The organism is Mesorhizobium sp. M0159 (assembly GCF_040322295.1).
In the GTDB taxonomy this organism is placed as follows: Bacteria; Pseudomonadota; Alphaproteobacteria; order Rhizobiales; family Rhizobiaceae; genus Mesorhizobium.
Map to the genome: position 1 here is coordinate 14781 of NZ_JAMYTF010000007.1, position 18910 is coordinate 33690.

Sequence of the window (18910 nt, forward strand, 5' to 3'; positions counted from 1 at the left end):
CAATGAGGATGGATTTCGATCCGGTACGCCTGGAGGATTTTCTGAGAGCGCATTTTGGCGATGGCCAAATGTCGCTTGAGCGGATCGTCGGCGGCCAATCCAACCCGACCTATTTCGTCGACTATGGCGGCCGCCGCATGGTTCTGCGCAAGAAACCCCCGGGACCGATCCTGCGCAGCGCTCATGCAGTCGATCGCGAGTACCGGGTGATCAAGGCGCTAGCATCGACAAAGGTGCCGGTGCCGCGGCCGGTGCTCTATCACGACGGCGACGAGCCGCTCGGCACGCCGTTCTATCTGATGCAGCGGCTCGACGGCCGGGTGTTCCACGATGGCGCGTTGCCGGGACTGGCGCCGGACGAGCGGCGCGGCATCTATTTCGGCATGGCCGAGGCGCTGGCAAAGCTGCACGCAGTCCGGCCGGAAGAGGTCGGGCTCGGCGACTATGGCCGTCCCGGGAACTATTTTGAGCGACAGATCGCGCGCTGGACCAGACAGTTGCGGGAATCGCCGAGCGAGCGCATTGCCGCGCTCGAAGCCGTCGCCGAATGGCTGCCGCGACATCTTCCGCCAGATGACGGCCGCGTCTCGATCGCGCATGGCGATTTCCGTCTCGGCAATCTCATCTTCCATCCCGAGCGGCCCGAGGTGATCGGCATTCTCGACTGGGAATTGTCGACGCTTGGTCATCCGCTTGCCGATGTCGGCTTCTGCTCGATGCCCTGGCATTCCTCATCGGACGAATATGGCGGCATCCTCGGCCTTGATCAGGCAGCCCTCGGGATTCCGACACAGCGCGAATTCCTCGATCATTACTTCGCCCACGCCGTGCCGACGGCGCCGCTGCAGCGGTTCCATCTGGTGTTTGCCATGTTCCGCTTTGCCGTGATCTTCGTCGGCATCGCCGACCGCGTGCTGGCCGGCAGCGCGGTTGCGGCCGATGCGGCGGATGTGGCACCGCTGGCCGGCCGTTTTGCTGCACGCGCCATGGAAGTCATCGACGGCGCGCGGCCCTGGTGACGCGAGGCTGGCAGTCGGCTGAGCGAGTTGCAGCGATACGCGTTCAGTTCATGCGAACTTCCGGTTCGGCAAGCAGTGGAATCTCCAAGCCACGCCGCAAGCCGGTCGCCACGACCGACACCCTGAATTTTCCGGCGAGTGCCTTGTCGAAGATGGCGCCGACGATGATGTCGGCATCGTTGTCGACCTCCTCGCGGATGCGGGTAGCGGCTTCGTCGACCTCGAACAGCGTCATGTCCAAGCCGCCCGATATCGAGACAAGGACGCCCTTGGCGCCCATCATCGAAGCTTCGTCGAGCAGCGGGTTGGCGATTGCCGCTTCCGCTGCCTTCTTGGCGCGGCCTTCTCCGGCGGCTTCGCCGGTTCCCATCATGGCGCGGCCCATGTCGCGCATCACCGACTTCACATCGGCGAAGTCGAGATTGATCAGGCCTTCCTTGACGATCAGATCGGTGATGCAGCCGACACCCGCATAGAGGACCCGGTCGGCCATGGCGAAGGCGTCGGCGAACGTGGTTCTGGCGTCGGCGATCCTGAACAGGTTCTGGTTGGGAATGACGATGACGGTATCGGCGCTTTCGCGCAGGCGCTCGATGCCCTCATCGGCAGCGTACATGCGGCGCCTGCCTTCGAAGACGAATGGCTTGGTGACGACGGCAACGGTCAGTATTCCGGCTGCCCGCGCTGCCTGCGCTATCACAGGCGCGGCACCAGTGCCGGTTCCGCCTCCCATGCCGGCGGTCACGAAGCACATGTGCGTTCCAGCAAGGTGATCCATGATCTCGTCGATGGATTCCACGGCCGCAGCACGGCCGACCTCGGGCAGGGACCCGGCGCCGAGACCTTCGGTGATATGAGCGCCCAACTGGATCAGCCTCGTTGCCTTCGACATGGCAAGGGCCTGGGCATCGGTGTTGGCGACGATGAATTCCGCGCCCTGCAGGCCTTCGGCGATCATGTTGTTGACGGCGTTGCCGCCGCCGCCGCCGACCCCGACGACGGTGATCTTGGGCCTCATCTCCGAGATTACCGGCCTCGTCGCGGTGTTCATTGCCGTTCTCCCTGGATACGCCGAGTGGTCGCTGGAAGCTTGTCCCGGGCGCACTGCGAAAACTCTGAACCGGGCAGTGCGAATCAGGACAGCCCCAGAATGCAGGGAATCAGAGCGCGGAGCGGGCTGCAAGTGCGCGATGTGCCTCATAGGGGACTTGCGTCTGAAAGTTCACGCAATGCGCCTTGATACAGTGCAGATCGCGGCGCGGGGCGCCGCACGCTACAACTTCGGCGCGAGGCACTGCGCGACATGGTCGGCAATCGTCAGGCAGGAGGTCAGGCCGGGGCTTTCGATGCCGAACAGGTTGACCAGGCTATCCACGCCGTGCACCGCCACGTCCTGGACGACGAAGTCGGCATTGGCCTCACCGGGACCGGACAGTTTTGGCCGGATGCCGCTGTAAGCGGGTTGCAGGCTGCCATCGGCCAGGTCCGGCCAGTATTTGCGGATCTCGCTGTAGAAGCGCTCGCCACGAGCCGGGTCGACGCGGTAGTCGAGTTGATCGGTCCATTCGACGTCCGGCCCGAAGCGGGCGACGCCATTGAGGTCGAGCGTCAGATGAACACCGAGCCCGCCGGGTTCGGGCACCGGATAGACCAATCGCGAGAACGGCGCCCGGCCGGCCACCGAAAAATAATTGCCCTTGGCATAATGGAGCTTTGGCACGAATTGCTGATTGAGCCCTTCAAGCGAACCGGCAAGTGCTGCGGCGCCAAGCCCGGCGGCATTGACGAAACGCGGAGTGGCGATCTCGAAGCGCTCGCCGCCGGCAGCGTCCACCGTCTCGAGCACGACGCGGCCTGCTTCGATGCGGCCGGAGGCGATGCGCGTGTTGAGACTAAGTGCCGCCCCGTGCTCCTCGGCGTCGCCCAACAGGGCGAGCATCAGGGCATGGCTGTCGATGATGCCGGTGGCGGGCGACAGCAGCGCCGCCGTGCACTTAAGGCTGGGCTCCAGCGCATGCGCCTCGGCTTCGCGCAACGGCACCAGGTCGCCGGCGCCGCAAGCGCGTGCATTGGCCCGGATTGAGGCGAGCACCGGCTCCTGTTCGGCATTTGTGGCAACGATGAGCTTCCCGCAGCGCGCGTGCGGGATCGCCCGCTCCTCGCAATAGCGATAGAGTCTTTCCCGGCCGGCCACGCAGAACCGGGCTTTCAGCGATCCAACCGGATAGTGGAGGCCGGCATGGATGACCTCGGAATTGCGCGAACTTGTTCCGGTGCCGATAGCGCTCTCGGCTTCCAGGACCAGCGTATCGATGCCGCGCTGCGCCATCTCTCGCGCGATCGCCAGGCCAACAACGCCGGCGCCGGCGACAATGCAGTCGACATGGTCCACGGTCAGGTCAAGCCGAAGTTCTGCATGCGTCCATCCATCCGCTGGCCCTGTCGAAAGCGCTTGACACTATACCGTTCGAGAAAGATGCATCAAACGGCATAACGCACGGGGACCTGCTGAGCCGGACCGGCGGCAGGACTGTTCCGCGTGCAGCACAGGAGCCGTCATGGACGCAAGACCGAATTCACCCGAAGCCCGCGACATAAGCTTTCACATGCATGGCTATACGAATGCGCGCAAGCATCAGGAGTCGGGGCCGCTCGTCATCGAGAAGGGCGACGGCATCTATGTCGAGGACCTTGCCGGCAACCGCTATATCGAGGCGATGGCGGGGCTCTGGAGCGTCGCGGTCGGTTTTTCGGAGAAGCGGCTGGTCGATGCGGCAGTACGGCAAATGTCGAAGCTGCCTTACTATCACGATTTCGGCTCCAAATCGCATTCGCCGCTGATCGATCTCGCCGAGAGACTGGTGCAGATGGCGCCGGTGCCGATGAGCAAGGCGTATTTCACCAATTCCGGCTCCGAGGCCAACGATACGGCCATGAAGATGATCTGGTACCGGTCGAATGCGCTCGGCCAGCCGGCGCGCAAGAAGATCATCAGCCGCAAGAAGGGCTATCACGGCGTCACCATCGCCTCGGCAAGCCTGACCGGACTGCCCAACAACCACACTTCGTTCGATCTGCCGATCGCCAATGTGCTGCACACCTCGACGCCGCACCATTGGCGCGAGGCGCTGCCGGGTGAAAGCGAAGAGCTGTTTTCGACGCGGCTCGCCGACGAGCTGGAAAAGCTGATCCTCGCCGAAGGACCGGAAACCATCGCCGCCTTTTTCGGCGAACCGATCATGGGCGCCGGCGGCGTCATCGTTCCGCCGGCCGGCTACTGGGAGAAGATACAGGCGGTGCTATCGAGATACGACATCCTGCTCATCGCCGACGAGGTGATCTGCGGCTTTGGCCGAACAGGTGAGATGTTCGGCTCGCAGACCTTCGGCATCAGGCCCGACATCATGGTGTTGTCGAAACAGATCTCTTCGTCCTACCTGCCGATCTCAGCCCTGCTGATCAATGACAAGGTATTCGAGCCGATCGCCGACGAGAGCAACCGTATCGGCACCTTCGGCCACGGTTTCACCGGCGGCGGCCATCCTGTTGCGGCAGCGGTCGCGCTCGAGAACCTGAAGCTGATCGAGGAGCGCGACCTTGTCGGCAATGCGCGTGCGGTCGGCGCGCATTTGCAGAAGCGGCTGCGCACGCTCGCTTCGCACCCGCTTGTCGGCGAGGTGCGCGGCATCGGCCTGGTCGCGGCGGTCGAGCTGGTCGGCGACAAGGCAAACAAGACGCCGTGGGGGAAGACCGGTGAACTGGGCGGGCTCGTCAACGGCTTCATGCAGCAGAACGGCGTCATCTCGCGCAATATGGGCGACGCGCTGGCCTTCTGCCCGCCGCTGATCATCACCGAGCCGCAGGTCGACCAGGTGATCGACGCGTTTGAACGGTCGCTCGAGGCTGCCGTCAAGCAGGTCCGATCGCAGAGCTGAATAGGCAAAGTCGATTTTGAAACCTGAAAACAAAAACGCCTCGGCGACGGCTGGCAGAAGGTTACCCTCCACACCCGTTGCTGCCGTTTAGTCTCCGTGCTTTGTTTTCGCAGATGAGCCGCTGAATCCTTCCAGTTCCTCGCCGATTCCTGAAAGTGCGTTGACGATCGTCGCCTCGACGTCGCCACGCTGTTTCTGGGGAATCAAGCCAAGTCCTTTTTGTATCGCTTCACGCCAATGTTTCCCCCTGTCCCACGCTTCCGAAAACGCGATGGCGAGATCGTCCTGGCGACGGGTAGCTTCCAGTGCCTCGACCAGAAGTGCTGCCTGGTGGACATCCTTTTCCCGCTTGCCCACGCCGTTTGCGTTGTTCTGTCGGCGCGAGGCAACGATCAGCTTGTGAACCGCATATCGTCCGGGCGACGGTACCACGACAGGCACTCCCGATCGATGCAGCAGCACAGTTCTGATTGGTTCGTGGATCAGGAAATCGAGAAACCGAAGAGGCTGCGCGGATGCACCGCCCAAAGACGGCATCGAGGTTGCATGATCGGCGTAGTCATCGCTGCCCGTGTTCGGTGTAAGGAACTCGACCTTGTATCGGACTGCGTTCTCGAATTGCGTCGCGTGTCCGGGATCTGATCTGTAAGGGATTTCCCTGAAGGTTGGGTCGATCTCCCTCAAGATTTCGAGGATGGGCGGCAGGCTGTCCTCGACCGCGGCCGACACGGAATGGAATAGGGCGAAGTCTGCATCGCCCGTCTGCAACGCTGCACCGGGCAGCTTCACGCCCAGATAGCCCGCGTAGGACTGAAAGGCGACTGTGCCGACCAGGACGCCGCGCAAGCGGAAGATGCCAGCCTTCCCCAGCGCCTCGACGACATCCCCGGTGAACCTTTCGGGTTCTGTCAGCCCTGCCTCGCGCACGAGCGTGGATACCAGCTTCCTGCGGGCGCGGAGGTCGTCCTTGATCTGACGGAAGGATTCGACGCGTTTTGCAATCTCGGGATCGCTGTCAGGCCCGACATACCGTCGCGTCTTCGTCGGCTGCGTTTCCTCGAAATACCAGTATACCTTGCCCTTGACGGGCACCTTGACGAGATTGCCCGTCGTAGGGAAATCCGTTTCGAAGGCTGCGTCCAAGGATCGCTGGACGAGTTCCGCATACATCGTGCGGTAAACGAGGTCGACCGTCTTCATGTCAGGCGGCTCCGGTTATAAGAAAAATGCGGTTCTCTTATAGCGGCATGACCTCAAGGGACGCAAGCGGGAGTTATAAGAAAATCGCGAAAACCTTATAACGCCGCAGAGAGGGTCAGGAATCCTTGTTGCCGGCGTGCAGCCAAATCAGAATGGGTTTTGCTCATTCAGACAAACAAAGCCATCACGAAAACGCTGCTTGGATGTGGCGCTCGACCTCACCGCGTCCGCGAACGGCCCGAGCCTGTCATAGGCGTTTTTGGTCGACGCGCTATTTTGGCGATCGCATCCGGCACGACGACCAGCTTGCCAACGAAATCCTTGGCGATGAAATCCGCCTGGGCGCGATGGAAATCGGACAGCTTGTAGACGCCGCCGACCAGCGGCCGGATCTTCTTCTCCTCGATGTAGCGCACGATGCGGCGGAAATCCGCCCGTGTGCCCTGGCTCGAGCCATGCAGTTGCAGCTGTTTCAGATACATGGTGCGCAGATCCAGCTGCACGACCGGGCCGGCAATTGCACCAGCCGTGGTATAGCGGCCTTCCGGCCTCAAGATGCGCAGGAGGTCGTTGAAGATCGCGCCGCCGACCAGATCGGCCACCACGTCGATCGGCTGGCCCCCGGTCGCCGCGCTGACGGCGGCCGGCAGATCGGCAACGCCACGGGTGATCACCGCCTCGGCGCCGATGTCACGCACGGCCTGTTCCTTGCCCTTGCCGGCAACCGCATAGGGAATGGCGCCGCGCGCCCGCGCCAGCTGCACGATGCCCGAGCCGACGCCGCCCGAGGCGCCGGTGACCAGCACACGCTCGCCGGCCTTCAATGCGGCGCGTTCCAGCATCTGCTCGCCGGTGAGATAGGCGCAGCAGAAAGTGGCAAGCTCGACGTCGCTCAGATCGGTATCGACGACATGGGCATTCTCTGCAGGCACCGCCTGGTATTCGGCATAGCCGCCGTCTCGACCGTGGCCCATATAGTCGATGTCGGCGAGTGAATCGTCGTCGCGATTGTAGATGGAGAAATCGACCATCACCCGCTCGCCGATGCGGGCCGGCGACACGCCGTCGCCGACGGCAACGATGTTGCCGACCGTGTCGGTGCCCTGGATGCGCGGGAAGCTCAGCGTATTGCCCTGACGACGCCAGGTCGACACAGCGGCGGCATCCTCCTCCGTTCCATAGGCGCCCTGGCGCACCCAGACGTCGGTGTTGTTCATGCCGCAAGCGGTGACCTTGATCAGCACTTCGCCCCGGGCGGGCGAGGGCACTTTCACATCGGTGCGGTAGACGAGCTTTTCCGGTCCGCCGTGACCGATCAGCTGCACGGCGGCCATGGTGGCGGGGAGGGTCTTGGTCATGGCATTCATGTCGGTTCTTCAGATGTCGGCAAACACGCTTTTCACCGCATCGGCTGTTTTCGACACGACGATGTCGGCCTCTTCGCGGGTGAGGCAGAGCGGCGGCGCGAAACCGAGAATGTCGCCCTGCGGCATGGCCCGGCCGATGACGCCGCTTGCCGCAAGGGTGGTCGCGACCTGCGGCCCGATTTTTTGCGTGGCGTCGAAGAACACGCGATCGTTCTTGTCGGCGACGAACTCGATCGCCGCCAGCATGCCGTCGCCGCGCACCTCGCCGACGTTTTTGTGGCCGCCGACGGCTTTCGTCAGCTCGGCGCGGAGATAGGCGCCGGTCTCGCCGGCGTTCCGCACTAGGTCCATCTCGTCGATCAGTTCCAAGTTGGCGACGCCGGCGGCGACGCAGATCGGGTGCGCCGAATAGGTCCAGCCATGGCCGAGCGAGCCGAGCTTGTCGGAGCCTTGGACGAGCACCTGCCAGACCTTGTCTGAGACTATGACGCCGGAGAGCGGCGCATAGGCCGAGGTCAGGCCCTTGGCGATGGTGATCAGGTCAGGCTTGATGCCGTAATGGTCGGAGCCGAACATGGTGCCCAGCCGGCCAAAGCCGGTGACGACCTCGTCAGCAACCAGCAGCACGTCGTACTTCTTCAGTACCGCCTGGATCTTTACCCAGTAGCCGGCCGGCGGCGGCACGATGCCGCCGGTGCCGAGGATCGGCTCGCCGATGAAAGCAGCGACTGTTTCCGGCCCTTCGGCGAGGATCATCTCCTCGAGCTTGTCGGCACAGTATTGCGAAAACTGCTCCTCGCTCAGCGAGCGGTCGGCGCGGCGGAAATAGTAGGGCGCCTCGGTGTGCAGGACCGGCGCGCGGGGCAGGTCGAAGGCGTTGTGGAACAGGTCGAGGCCGGTCAGCGATCCGGTCATGATGCCGGAGCCGTGATAGCCGCGCCAGCGCGAGATGATTTTTTTCTTCTCCGGCCGGCCGAGCACGTTGTTGTAGTACCAGATCAGCTTGATGTTGGTTTCGTTGGCATCGGAACCGGAGAGGCCGAAATAGACCCTCGACATGCCCTGCGGCGCGCGGTCGATGATCATCTTGGAAAGCGTGATCGATGCCTCGGTGCCGTGGCCGACATAGGCGTGGTAATAGGCGAGGTTCTTGGCCTGCGCGGCGATGGCGTCGGCTATCTTCTGGCGGCCATAGCCGACATTGACGCAGTAGAGTCCGGCGAAGGCATCGATGCTCTTGCGACCGTTATTGTCCCAGATGGTGACGCCTTCGCCACCGGCGATCACACGCGTCGGGCTCTCGCCACGCGCATGCGTGCCCATATGGGTCGAGGGATGGAAGAAATGATCGCGATCCCAGGCGGCGAGTTCGTTGGACTGGTCGAGCATTTTTTACTCCTTGAAAGCAAAAGCCTGACGGGGCGTTACGCCACGTCGAGGCAGAGATATTTGAAGTCGGTAAAGGCTTCGAGCCCGTGACGCGAGCCCTCGCGGCCGATGCCGGACTGCTTGACGCCGCCGAACGGGACCGGCGCGCCGGTGATCTTGACGCGGTTGATGGCGACCATGCCATAGTCGAGCGCGCGGCCGATGCGCAATTGCCTACCGCCGTTTTCAGTCACGACATAGGCGACCAGGCCGTACTCTGTCGCATTGGCGCGGGCGACGACTTCGTCTTCGCTGTCGAAAGGCGTCACTGCCGCAACCGGACCGAAGGTCTCCTCGCGCATGATCAAAGCGTCGTCTCCAACGTCGGCCAGCAGGGTCGGCTGGTAGAACAGCGGCCCGGCAGGATGGCGCTTGCCGCCGGTCAGGCAACGCGCGCCTTTGGCGAGCGCATCGGCCACCTGCTCCTCGACCTTCTTGACCGCGCGTTCGTGCATCAAGGGTCCGATTTCGGTGTCGTCAGCGAGGCCATTGCCGGCCCGCAATGCCTCGACGCGTTTGGCGAAAGCAGCGCAGAACCGATCGTATATCGGACGCTGGACATAGATGCGGTTGGCGGCGAGGCAGTCCTGGCCGGAGGTGGCGAATTTAGCGTCGACGGCGATGGTCACAGCCTTGTCGAGATCGGCGTCGGCGAAGACGATCAGAGGCGCATGACCGCCAAGCTCCATCACCAGACGCTTCATCGTCGGCGCACTTTGCGCGGCGATCAACCTGCCGATCTCGGTCGAGCCGGTGAAGCTCATGGCGCGAACCCGCGGGTCTTCGCACATCCGCCCGACGATGATCGAAGCCCTGCCGGTGAGGGCGTTGAACACGCCAGCCGGCAGGCCGGCACGTTCGCCAAGCTCGGCCAACGCCAGTGCAGACAGCGGCGTTTCCGAGGAAGGATGCGCGACGATGGTGCAGCCGGCGGCGAGGGCGGCCGCCGCCTTGCGGGTCAGCATGGCCGCGGGAAAATTCCACGGGGTGACGACGCCGACGACACCAAGCGGTTCGCGTCGCACCACCATCTCGGCGTTTGGCAGATGGCTGGTGACGCTTTCGGCGTTGAGGCGTTTGGCCTCCTCGGCATACCATTCGACAAAAGAGGCGGCGTAGTCGATCTCGCCGCGCGATTCCTTCAGCGGCTTGCCTTGTTCTAGCGTCATCAGCAGGGCCAGGTCATTTTTGGCGGCGACGATCAGATCGAACCATTTTCGCAAGATTTTCGACCGTTCCTGCGGCAGCAATGCGCGCCAGGCAGGAAAGGCGCGCGATGCCGCATCGATCGCCAATGTGGTCTGCCGGGCATCGAGCGCGGCAACGAAAGCGACGGTGGATCCGGTGGCCGGATCGGTCACCTCGAAACTCTCCGCGGTCTCGCTCGCCGTCCAGTGGCCAGCGACATAGGCGAGTTCGCGCAGCAGCCGCCGGTCGGCAAGGCGATCAAGCGCTTCATGGCGGTGCGAGCGGGCAAAATGTGCGGACATCATCGGGCTCCCGGTTCGGGTGATGCCGCAAGACTATCTCTGCCGCGCAAACAGAGAGGCTGTTTGCGTGCCTGCACGTAGAGAGATTGTCTCTATTGCACCGAGCGGGCAGACGATCTCTCCGGCCGTACGTCAGACTGTAGCAAACCGTGGAGAGATTGGCTGCACCTCCTCAGCCTCGTCATCCCTGGGCGAAGCAGGAGCGAAGCTCCGTCGCGGAGACCCTGGGATCCATTCCGTGACCTTCGCAGAGGGAATGCAGCGGAGCAGAATTCTGCGCCGTGGCGGCGCCCTGATGTCACGGAATGGATCCTGGGGTCTGCGCCGCGTCACTTCGCTCCTTGCTTCGCCCCAGGATGACGAAGCAACAAATGTCTCGACCAATCTCCTAGACGTGTGGTCCGGCAGATCGACCTCACGACTGCGCCGGCAACAGGTCCGCCACCGGCAGCACACTCTCCTCCTTCACCGTCTTGGTGACGATATAGGTGAAATAGCGGTCGATGCCGATCTCGCGCTCGAGCAGAGTGTCGACCAGCCGCTGATAGGCGTCGATGTCGCGCGCCATCACCTTCAGCAGGTAATCGACGCCGCCGCCGACAGACCAGCAGGCGACGATCTCGGGGATGTCGCGGATGACGCGCTCGAAACGGTCGAAGTCGGCCTGGCGGTGGCTAGCCAGCGTCACCTCCATCAGCACGGTAGCGACCGGCGCGATGGCGCGCATGGCGATCCTGGCATGGTAGCCCGAGACGATGCCGGCCTTTTCCAGCTTGCGCAGCCGCATCCAGCACGGCGTCGGCGACAGGCCGACTTTCTCGGCCAGCGCCAGCTTGGTGATGCGCCCGTCGCGCTGGATGGCGTCGAGGATTTTCATATCGATCGGATCGAGTTTCGCTGCAGCCATGATCGCCCACTTCCAGTGCCGGACACCATGACGGCGCATTATTTCGATTGTCAATTGCACTGATTTCGATCTCTAATAAGTCATGACATTTTGGCGACCAGATCCCGCTCTTATCCGGCGGCCGGCCTATCAATCGCTCGCCGACCAGTTCGCGCGGGCCATCCATGACGGGCGCCTGGCCAACGGTGCGCGATTGCCGACGCACCGGCAGTTGGCTGACGATCTGCAACTTTCCGTGCAGACGGTCAGCCGCGCCTATGAGGAGCTGATCCGCCGCGGGCTGGTGTCCGGCGAGGTCGGCCGCGGCAGCTTCGTGCAGACACAGCGCCGCGAGCCGGAGCCCCCCTATCTGCCGGAGCGGCTGGGCGAGGTCATCGATCTCTCCATCCTGAAGCCGGTCTGCGAACCGATGCATCTGGAGCGGCTGAGGCAGGCGCTGGGCTGGCTCGCCGAAAACCTGCCGTCGAGCTCGGCACTGTCGTTCAGGCCGAACATGGTGTTCCCGCGCCACCGCGCGGTGGGTGTCGAGTGGCTACGCCTCTGTGGCCTCGACGCGTCGCCGCAGAACATCAGCCTGACCAACGGCGCCACCGCAGGGATGACAGTGGCGCTGATGAGCGTGGCGCCGCCCGGCTCGACCGTCGCCACCGAGGCGATCGGTCACCACACGCTGATCCCGCTGGCGCGTTATCTCGGCTTCAATCTCGAGGGTTTGCCGATCGACGACAATGGGCTGATCCCGGAAGCGCTGGACGAGGCCTGCCGGCTGTCGGACATCCGCGCCGTGTTCGTGCAGCCGTCGGTGATCAACCCTACGGCCACCCTGATGGATGCCGGCCGGCGCGAGCAGATCGCGGCGGTGGCGCGCAGGCACGACATCGCCATCATCGAGAACGACGTGCTCGGCCCGCTGGTCGAGGATCGGCCGCCGCCCGTCGCGGCGTTTGCCCCCGAGCGCACGCTGTATGTCACCTCCTTCACTAAAATCGTGGTGCCGGGCCTGCGCATCGGCTATCTCGCGGCGCCCGATCGTTATGTCGCCGCGGTTGCCAACCGCCACCTGGTCTCGAACTGGATGGCGACTCCGATGGTGGCCGAGATCGCCAGCAAATGGGTGACCGACGGCACCGCGATGGAACTCGTTCGATGGCAGCGTATGGCTTTGCGGCGGCGTCTGGACATCGCCGCCGAGGTGCTCGCCGGAGTGGACTATCGGGCTCATCGCGACGGGCTGCATATCTGGCTGCAACTGCCCGATGACCGCGGTGAGGAAAGCTTTGTTTCCCAGGCCCGCCTGCAGGGCGTGGCGATCGCGCCCGGCACGTCGTTTCGCATTTCGCAGATGCCTTGGCATCCAGCCGTACGGATTTCGCTGGGCTCGACCACGGAGGGGGAACTGCGTGCCGGTCTCGGCGTTGTCACCAAGCTTCTGCTCGGCGATCCCGAGCATCTCCTGCTTGCGATCTAGGCGACAAATGGCGCGAAATTGTGCGGAATCCGAAATATTGTCATGATATTATTTTCTTGATTGACATGATTTGCCGCGATCCGCATCGTTAAAGGCAAGCTTCTCCAGCACGGGAAATTCATTGTCGGCTCCCATCATCAAGATCGACGGCATTTCAAAAAGCTTCGGCACCTTCAGGGTGCTGGACGGCCTCTCGATGCAAGTCATGCCCGGCGAGAAGCTGGCACTGATCGGTCCATCGGGTTCGGGCAAGACGACGATCCTGCGCATCCTGATGACGCTAGAGCGTATCGACAGCGGCCACATCCAGGTCGACGGCGAACAGTTGTACCACATGGAGCGTAACGGCCGGCTGCTGACGGCCGATGAACGGCATTTGGCAAAGATGCGCCAGAAGATCGGCATGGTCTTCCAACTGTTCAATCTGTTTCCGCACAAATGCGTCATCGACAATGTGACGCTGGCACCGATGCTGACCAAAGGCGTGCCGCGGGCCGCCGCCGAAAAGCGGGCGATGGAACTGCTCGACATGGTCGGCATGGTCGACAAGGCCAAGGCGATGCCGGCGCAGCTTTCAGGCGGCCAGAAGCAGCGCGTCGCGATTGCGCGGGCGCTGGCGCTGTCGCCGAAAATCATGCTGTTCGACGAGGTCACCTCGGCGCTCGACCCTGAGCTCGTCGACGAGGTGCTCAACGTCATGCGCAAGCTCGCCGCCGAGACCGACATGACCATGCTGCTGGTCACCCACGAGATGGGTTTCGCCCATGACTTCGCCGACCGGGTGCTGTTCTTCGATCGCGGCAGAATAGTCGAGGAGGGCAAGCCCGACGAGATTTTCCGCCATCCCAAACAGGAGCGTACGCAAGGTTTCCTGAAGAAGATCATTGCGGCCGGACATCGGGTCTGACTGCCATGCGAGGCGGCGACGCCTCAAGCAAGCCAAGAAGACAGACAAACAAGGAGTTGGGAACAATGAAGAAATTTGCCATTTTGGCCGGCGTCGCCGGTATTGCGCTGACGGCGGTGCTGGCCGCCTCGACGGCCGGCTCGGCCGACGACAGCAAGCTCGAAGAGCTCAAGGCGCAAGGCTTTGCCCGCGTCGCCATCGCCAACGAGCCGCCCTATACGGCGGTCGCTGCCGACGGCAAGGTTTCGGGTGCGGCGCCTGACGTTGCCCGTGAAATCTTCAAGCGCCTTGGCGTCAACGATATCGTCGCCTCGATCTCGGAATATGGCGCCATGATTCCCGGCCTGCAGGCCGGCCGTTTCGACGTCGTCACTGCCGGCCTGTTCATGAAGCCGGAACGTTGTGCTGCGGTCGCCTATTCGGAACCGGTGCTGTGCGACGCCGAGGCGATGCTGGTGAAGAAGGGCAACCCGAAGGGTTTCAAGAGCTACGAGGACGTCGCGAAGGACGCGAGCGCCACGATCGGCGCGCCGGGTGGCGGCACTGAAGAGAAGCTGGCGCTCACCGCAGGTGTGCCGCGCGAGCGCGTCATCGTCGTGCCGGACGGCCAGAGCGGCCTGAAGATGCTGCAGGACGGCCGCATCGATGCTTATTCGCTGCCCGTGCTGTCGATCAACGACCTGGTCAAGAAAGCCAATGATCCGAACCTCGAAGTCATCGCGCCGGTGGTCGGTGCGCCGGTCTATTGCGACGGCGCGGCCTTCAAGAAGGGCGACGAAGCGCTGCGCGACGCCTATGATGTCGAGCTGGCGAAACTGAAGAAGTCCGGCGAGTTCGCCAAGATCATCGAGCCTTACGGCTTCTCGGCGGCGGCGGCAATGTCGACGAGCCGCGACAAGCTCTGCTCGGCGAAGTAAAAAGTGCCGCTCACCCTAGCCTCTCCCCGTCAAAAACGGGGAGAGGGGGGCGTCAACGCTGGAGCTTCACCCTTCTCCCCGTCCCTATAACGGGGAGAAGGTGCCGGCAGGCGGATGAGGGGCGGCGCCGGCGTTCTGCAATGATCACCAAGCGAGGAAACGCTTAGCCCCAATGACCCAATGGTCCGGCTATTTCGGCCTGATATTGCAAGGAGCGCTTGTCACCATCGAGCTGACGCTGATGGGGTCGGTGCTGGCCTTGGTCATGGCCTTTCTTGCCGGGCTGGGGCGGCTGTCGCGGTTTTTCGTGCTACGCGCGCTGGCCACCGCCTATATCGAGTTCTTCCGCGGCACCTCGATTTTCGTGCAGCTGTTCTGGGCTTATTTCGTGCTGCCTTTTGCCGGCATTTCGTTGACGCCGCTGCAGGCCGGGGTGCTGGCGCTGGGCCTCAATGTCGGCGCCTATGCGGCGGAAGTGGTGCGTGGCGCCATCAAGTCTATCGGCCGCGAACAATATGAGGCCTGCACCGCCCTCAATCTCGGCCGCTGGCAAGCCATGCGCCATATCATCCTGCCGCAGGCGCTTCTGGTGATGCTGCCAACCTTCGGCAACAACGCCATTGAATTGCTCAAGGCCACCGCCGTCGTTTCGCTAATCTCGCTCGCCGACCTGACCTTCCAGGCGCAGGTGGTGCGCTCGCAGACCGGCAATACTCTGGTGCCGTTCAGCACCATCCTCGTCATCTATTTCGTGCTGGCGCTGCTCATCTCCTGGGGCGTGCGGTCGCTGGAACGCCGCATGGCTCGTGGCCTCGACGGGGTGCGCGTATGATGGATCGGGCCTGCTAATGGAATGGGATTGGGATTTTGTCCGGCAGATCCTGCCGACGCTGATCGAGGGGGTGAAGATCACCATCCTGGCGACGCTGCTCGGCTCGGTGCTGGCGGCCATCGTTGGGCTGGGCATCGCGTTGGCGCGCCGGTCGCCGAACAGGGCTCTGTCGCGCACCGTCGGTTTCCTTGCCGAGTTCATCCGTGGCACGCCGCTGTTGGTGCAGCTCTATTTCATCTTCTACGTGCTGCCGGATTTCGGCATCCTGTTGCCGCCGCTGGTGGCGGGCGTCATCGGTCTCGGGCTGCATTACGGAACTTACACGGCCGAGGTCTACCGCGCCGGCATAGACAATGTGCCCCGCGGCCAGTGGGAAGCGGCCAAGGCCTGCAATCTAAACGCCACCCAGACCTGGACGCACATCATCATTCCGCAGGCGATCCCCCCGATGATCCCGGCGCTTGCCAATTATTTCATCGCCATGTTCAAAGAGACGCCGCTGCTGTCGGCGATCACCGTGCTGGAACTGATGAACCAGGCCAAGAGCGTCGCCAATACCTATTATCGGTATATCGAACCGATCACCTTGGTCGGCGCCTTCTTCCTCGCCATCAGCCTGTTCTCGGTGGTGCTGCTGCGCTGGCTGGAACACCGTTATGGGCGGATCGAACGATGAGCGCTGCACCCGATATCCGCCTGCACTCGGCCCGGCCGCCGCTCGATGCGCGTCCGCTGGAAAAGCGGGTCGGCCTGATCATCCTTGCCACCGACCATACGAGCGAACCGGATTTTCACCGCATGGTGGCAAGCGACCGCATCGGCATCTATGTCGCGCGCATCCCCTACGCCAACCCGACGACGCCGGACAATTTGCGCAAGATGCAGCCGTCACTGACGGCGGCCGCGGCCCTGATCCTGCCCGACGAGCCGCTCGATGCGATCTGCTATTCCTGCACCTCAGCTTCCGTCGTGATCGGCGATGCCGAAATCGAGGCGGCGGTGCAGGCCGCGAAACCCGGCGCGCCGGTGGTTACGCCGCCGATGGCCGGCGTGCGCGGCCTGAAGGCGCTGGGCGCCAGGACGATCAGCATTCTTACCCCTTATACGGTCGAGACCAGCCGGCCGATGGCGACCTATTTCAGCGAGCATGGATTCGAGATCGCCAGCTTCACTTGCCTCGGCTTCGAGGACGACCGCGAGATGGCGCGGATTGCGCCGAAATCCTTGGTCGATCTGGCTCGCGAGGCGACGGCCGAACACTCGGACGCGCTGTTTGTCTCCTGCACGGCACTGCGGTCCGCGGCGGCAGTTGTGGGTATGGAAGAGGCCATCGGCCGCCCTGTCGTCACCAGCAACCAGGCGACGGCCTGGAATTGCCTGCGGCTTTGCGGAGATAAGATGTCGCGTCCTGAATTCGGCCGTCTGATGACGCTGCCGCTGAACTGATTGCAGAGCCATGACCACGTCCAGGATAAGCCTCTCCGATATCCGCGCCGCGCGCGAGCGCATCGCAGGCAAGATCGAGCGTACGCCGACCGTTCCTTCCCGGAGTCTTTCCCAGCACTTGGGCGCTCCTGTTTATCTCAAGCTCGAACATCGGCAGACCACCGGCGCCTTCAAGCTGCGCGGTGCCTCGAACGCTATCGCTTCGCTGACAGACGAGGAGAGGGCGCGTGGCGTCGTCGCTGCCTCGACCGGCAACCACGGCCGGGCGCTTGCCTATGCTGCTCGACTGCAAGGCATCCACGCGACGATCTGCATGTCGCGGCTGGTGCCGCAGAACAAGCTGGACGAGATCCGTCGGCTCGGCGCCGAGATCCGCATCGTCGGCAACAGCCAGGACGATGCGCAGCGGGAGGTCGAACGGCTGGTCGCGGAAGAGGGGCTGATCATGCTGCCGCCCTTCGACCATCCTGCCATTGTCGCCGGGCAAGGCACGCTCGGGCTGGAGATCATCGAACAGGTTCCGGACGCCGCCTTGGTGCTGGTGCCGCTTTCCGGCGGTGGGCTGGCGGCTGGCGTCGCTGCTGCCGTGAAGGGCGTCAGCCCGGCGACGAAGGTGATGGGCGTTTCAATGGCGCGCGGTGCGGCGATGAAGGCGAGCCTCGACGCCGGACATTCGGTTTTGGTCGAGGAACTGCCGACGCTGGCCGATTCCCTCGGCGGCGGCATAGGCCTCGACAACCGGCTGACCTTTTCCATGTGCCGCGACCTGCTCGACGATGTGATCCTGCTCAGCGAGGACGAGATCGCCACCGGCATCCGCCATGCCTATGAACAGGAGCGCGAGATCGTCGAAGGCGCCGGCGCGGTCGGCATCGCAGCCGTGCTTGCCGGCAAGGTCAGGGCGAGCGGCCCGACGGTGCTCGTGCTGTCCGGCCGCAACATCGATATGACACTGCACCGCAAGATCATCTGCGGCGAAGCAATTGCGGAGAGCGCAGCATGAGCCGGATGACGATCCTCACCGAAGCTGAATTGCGCAAGATCGTGAAGCTCGATCTTGATGCCATCGCCTGCGTCGAGAACGCGTTCCGGGCGCTCGCCACCTTGCCGGTGGCGATGCCGCCGATCCTTCGGCTCGACATTCCCGAGCATCGCGGCGAGGTCGACGTCAAGACCGCCTATGTACCGGGTATCGACGGTTTTGCGATCAAGATCAGCCCCGGCTTTTTCGATAATCCCAAGCTCGGCCTGCCCAGCGTCAACGGCATGATGGTGCTGCTGTCGGCGAAAACCGGATTGGTCGAGGCGCTGCTGCTCGATAATGGCTATCTCACCGACATCCGCACGGCGGCGGCCGGCGCGGTTGCCGCCAAGCATCTGTCGCGGCCGGGTTCCTCCGTTGCCGCGATCTTCGGCGCCGGTGTTCAGGCCGGACTGCAGCTCGAAGCGCTGATGCTGGTGCGGCCGATCACCGAGGCTCGCATCTGGGCAAGGGATGCCGCCAAGGCCGAGGCCGCGGCCGACGCATTGTCCGAAAGACTGGGCATCGCCGTTCACGCCGAGCCCGACGCGGCAAAGGCTGCGGCCGATGCCGACATCATCGTCACCACGACGCCGTCGACCGAGCCGCTGATCAAGGCCGGCTTCGTTTCCGCCGGCCAGCATATCACTGCCATGGGCTCGGATGCCGAGCACAAGAACGAGATCGCGCCGGCGATCCTGCGCATGGCCGATCTCTACGTCGCCGATAGCGCCAAACAGACGCGGCGGCTGGGCGAACTGCACCATGCTATCGCGGCGGGCGTGATGGCGTCCGATGCCGAAATCACCGAGCTTGGCCACATCATCGCCGGCGAAAGGCATGGCCGGCGCTCGGACAGCGACATCACCATTGCCGACCTGACCGGCACCGGCGTGCAGGACACGGCGATCGCCACGCTCGCCCGCGACCGTGCGCGTGCGGCCAAGACCGGTACGATTTTCGAAAGCTGATG

General features: G+C 63.5%; 17 protein-coding genes. 10 read left to right on the top strand and 7 right to left on the bottom strand.

The genetic code is table 11. From position 1 onward, the window contains the following. The first annotated feature begins 2 nt into the window (after positions 1 to 2). Positions 3 to 1019, top strand: a complete 1017-nt coding sequence (locus NKJ32_RS09420; RefSeq protein WP_352645625.1) for a phosphotransferase family protein — start codon at positions 3 to 5, stop codon at positions 1017 to 1019. A gap of 43 nt (positions 1020 to 1062) precedes the next feature. On the opposite strand, the gene ftsZ is transcribed toward NKJ32_RS09420, so the two are convergent. Both ftsZ and NKJ32_RS09430 read right to left on the bottom strand, forming a co-directional pair. Then, positions 1063 to 2070 carry a cell division protein FtsZ gene (gene ftsZ, locus NKJ32_RS09425; protein WP_352796875.1) on the bottom strand — a complete coding sequence of 336 codons (1008 nt, stop codon included), beginning with the start codon at positions 2068 to 2070 and terminating at the stop codon, positions 1063 to 1065. Between the two features lie 222 nt (positions 2071 to 2292). Further along, the gene (locus tag NKJ32_RS09430) at positions 2293 to 3411 is read right to left on the bottom strand and encodes an NAD(P)/FAD-dependent oxidoreductase (RefSeq protein ID WP_352699427.1); all 1119 of its coding nucleotides are present in this window, start codon (positions 3409 to 3411) and stop codon (positions 2293 to 2295) included. A gap of 166 nt (positions 3412 to 3577) precedes the next feature. Here NKJ32_RS09430 and NKJ32_RS09435 point away from each other — a divergent pair, with 166 nt between their 5' ends. Continuing rightward, on the top strand, positions 3578 to 4954 hold the full coding sequence (locus NKJ32_RS09435) for an aspartate aminotransferase family protein (protein ID WP_352455373.1): 1377 nt from the start codon (positions 3578 to 3580) through the stop codon (positions 4952 to 4954). 87 nt (positions 4955 to 5041) lie between these two features. Here NKJ32_RS09435 and NKJ32_RS09440 read toward each other — a convergent pair whose 3' ends face one another. From NKJ32_RS09440 to NKJ32_RS09460, 5 genes are all read right to left on the bottom strand, one after another. Further along, entirely contained in the window at positions 5042 to 6154 is a 1113-nt protein-coding gene (locus NKJ32_RS09440; protein ID WP_352569059.1) for a nucleotidyltransferase family protein, read from the bottom strand. A 218-nt stretch (positions 6155 to 6372) separates the two neighbouring features. Continuing rightward, positions 6373 to 7521 carry an alcohol dehydrogenase family protein gene (locus NKJ32_RS09445; protein ID WP_352569060.1) on the bottom strand — a complete coding sequence of 383 codons (1149 nt, stop codon included), beginning with the start codon at positions 7519 to 7521 and terminating at the stop codon, positions 6373 to 6375. Between the two features lie 9 nt (positions 7522 to 7530). Continuing rightward, a complete protein-coding gene (locus NKJ32_RS09450; protein WP_352569061.1) occupies positions 7531 to 8910 on the bottom strand; it encodes an aspartate aminotransferase family protein in 1380 nt (459 codons plus the stop codon). Positions 8911 to 8945: 35 nt separating this feature from the next. Beyond that, a complete protein-coding gene (locus NKJ32_RS09455) occupies positions 8946 to 10439 on the bottom strand; it encodes an NAD-dependent succinate-semialdehyde dehydrogenase (RefSeq protein ID WP_352569062.1) in 1494 nt (497 codons plus the stop codon). A gap of 415 nt (positions 10440 to 10854) precedes the next feature. Further along, complete coding sequence (locus tag NKJ32_RS09460; RefSeq protein WP_352569063.1) at positions 10855 to 11346, bottom strand: Lrp/AsnC family transcriptional regulator; 492 nt, start codon at positions 11344 to 11346, stop codon at positions 10855 to 10857. Between the two features lie 82 nt (positions 11347 to 11428). Between NKJ32_RS09460 and ehuR the strand changes: the two genes are divergently transcribed. From ehuR to NKJ32_RS09500, 8 genes are all read left to right on the top strand, one after another. Beyond that, complete coding sequence (gene ehuR / locus NKJ32_RS09465; protein WP_352569064.1) at positions 11429 to 12814, top strand: MocR-like ectoine utilization transcription factor EhuR; 1386 nt, start codon at positions 11429 to 11431, stop codon at positions 12812 to 12814. 121 nt (positions 12815 to 12935) lie between these two features. Then, complete coding sequence (gene ehuA, locus NKJ32_RS09470; RefSeq protein WP_352699431.1) at positions 12936 to 13721, top strand: ectoine/hydroxyectoine ABC transporter ATP-binding protein EhuA; 786 nt, start codon at positions 12936 to 12938, stop codon at positions 13719 to 13721. Positions 13722 to 13786: 65 nt separating this feature from the next. Beyond that, positions 13787 to 14638 carry an ectoine/hydroxyectoine ABC transporter substrate-binding protein EhuB gene (ehuB, locus tag NKJ32_RS09475; protein WP_023677200.1) on the top strand — a complete coding sequence of 284 codons (852 nt, stop codon included), beginning with the start codon at positions 13787 to 13789 and terminating at the stop codon, positions 14636 to 14638. A gap of 172 nt (positions 14639 to 14810) precedes the next feature. Next, complete coding sequence (gene ehuC, locus NKJ32_RS09480; protein ID WP_254819481.1) at positions 14811 to 15470, top strand: ectoine/hydroxyectoine ABC transporter permease subunit EhuC; 660 nt, start codon at positions 14811 to 14813, stop codon at positions 15468 to 15470. Positions 15471 to 15486: 16 nt separating this feature from the next. After that, entirely contained in the window at positions 15487 to 16146 is a 660-nt protein-coding gene (gene ehuD, locus NKJ32_RS09485) for an ectoine/hydroxyectoine ABC transporter permease subunit EhuD (RefSeq protein WP_023677202.1), read from the top strand. Further along, positions 16143 to 16916: an ectoine utilization protein EutA gene (eutA, locus tag NKJ32_RS09490; protein ID WP_352455380.1), complete on the top strand. Its 774-nt coding sequence runs from the start codon at positions 16143 to 16145 to the stop codon at positions 16914 to 16916. The genes ehuD and eutA overlap by 4 nt, the downstream gene beginning before the upstream one ends. A gap of 10 nt (positions 16917 to 16926) precedes the next feature. Then, complete coding sequence (gene eutB, locus NKJ32_RS09495) at positions 16927 to 17919, top strand: hydroxyectoine utilization dehydratase EutB (protein ID WP_352455381.1); 993 nt, start codon at positions 16927 to 16929, stop codon at positions 17917 to 17919. Further along, positions 17916 to 18908 carry a cyclodeaminase gene (locus tag NKJ32_RS09500; protein ID WP_352724536.1) on the top strand — a complete coding sequence of 331 codons (993 nt, stop codon included), beginning with the start codon at positions 17916 to 17918 and terminating at the stop codon, positions 18906 to 18908. Before eutB ends, NKJ32_RS09500 begins: the two co-directional genes overlap by 4 nt. Positions 18909 to 18910 lie beyond the last annotated feature (2 nt).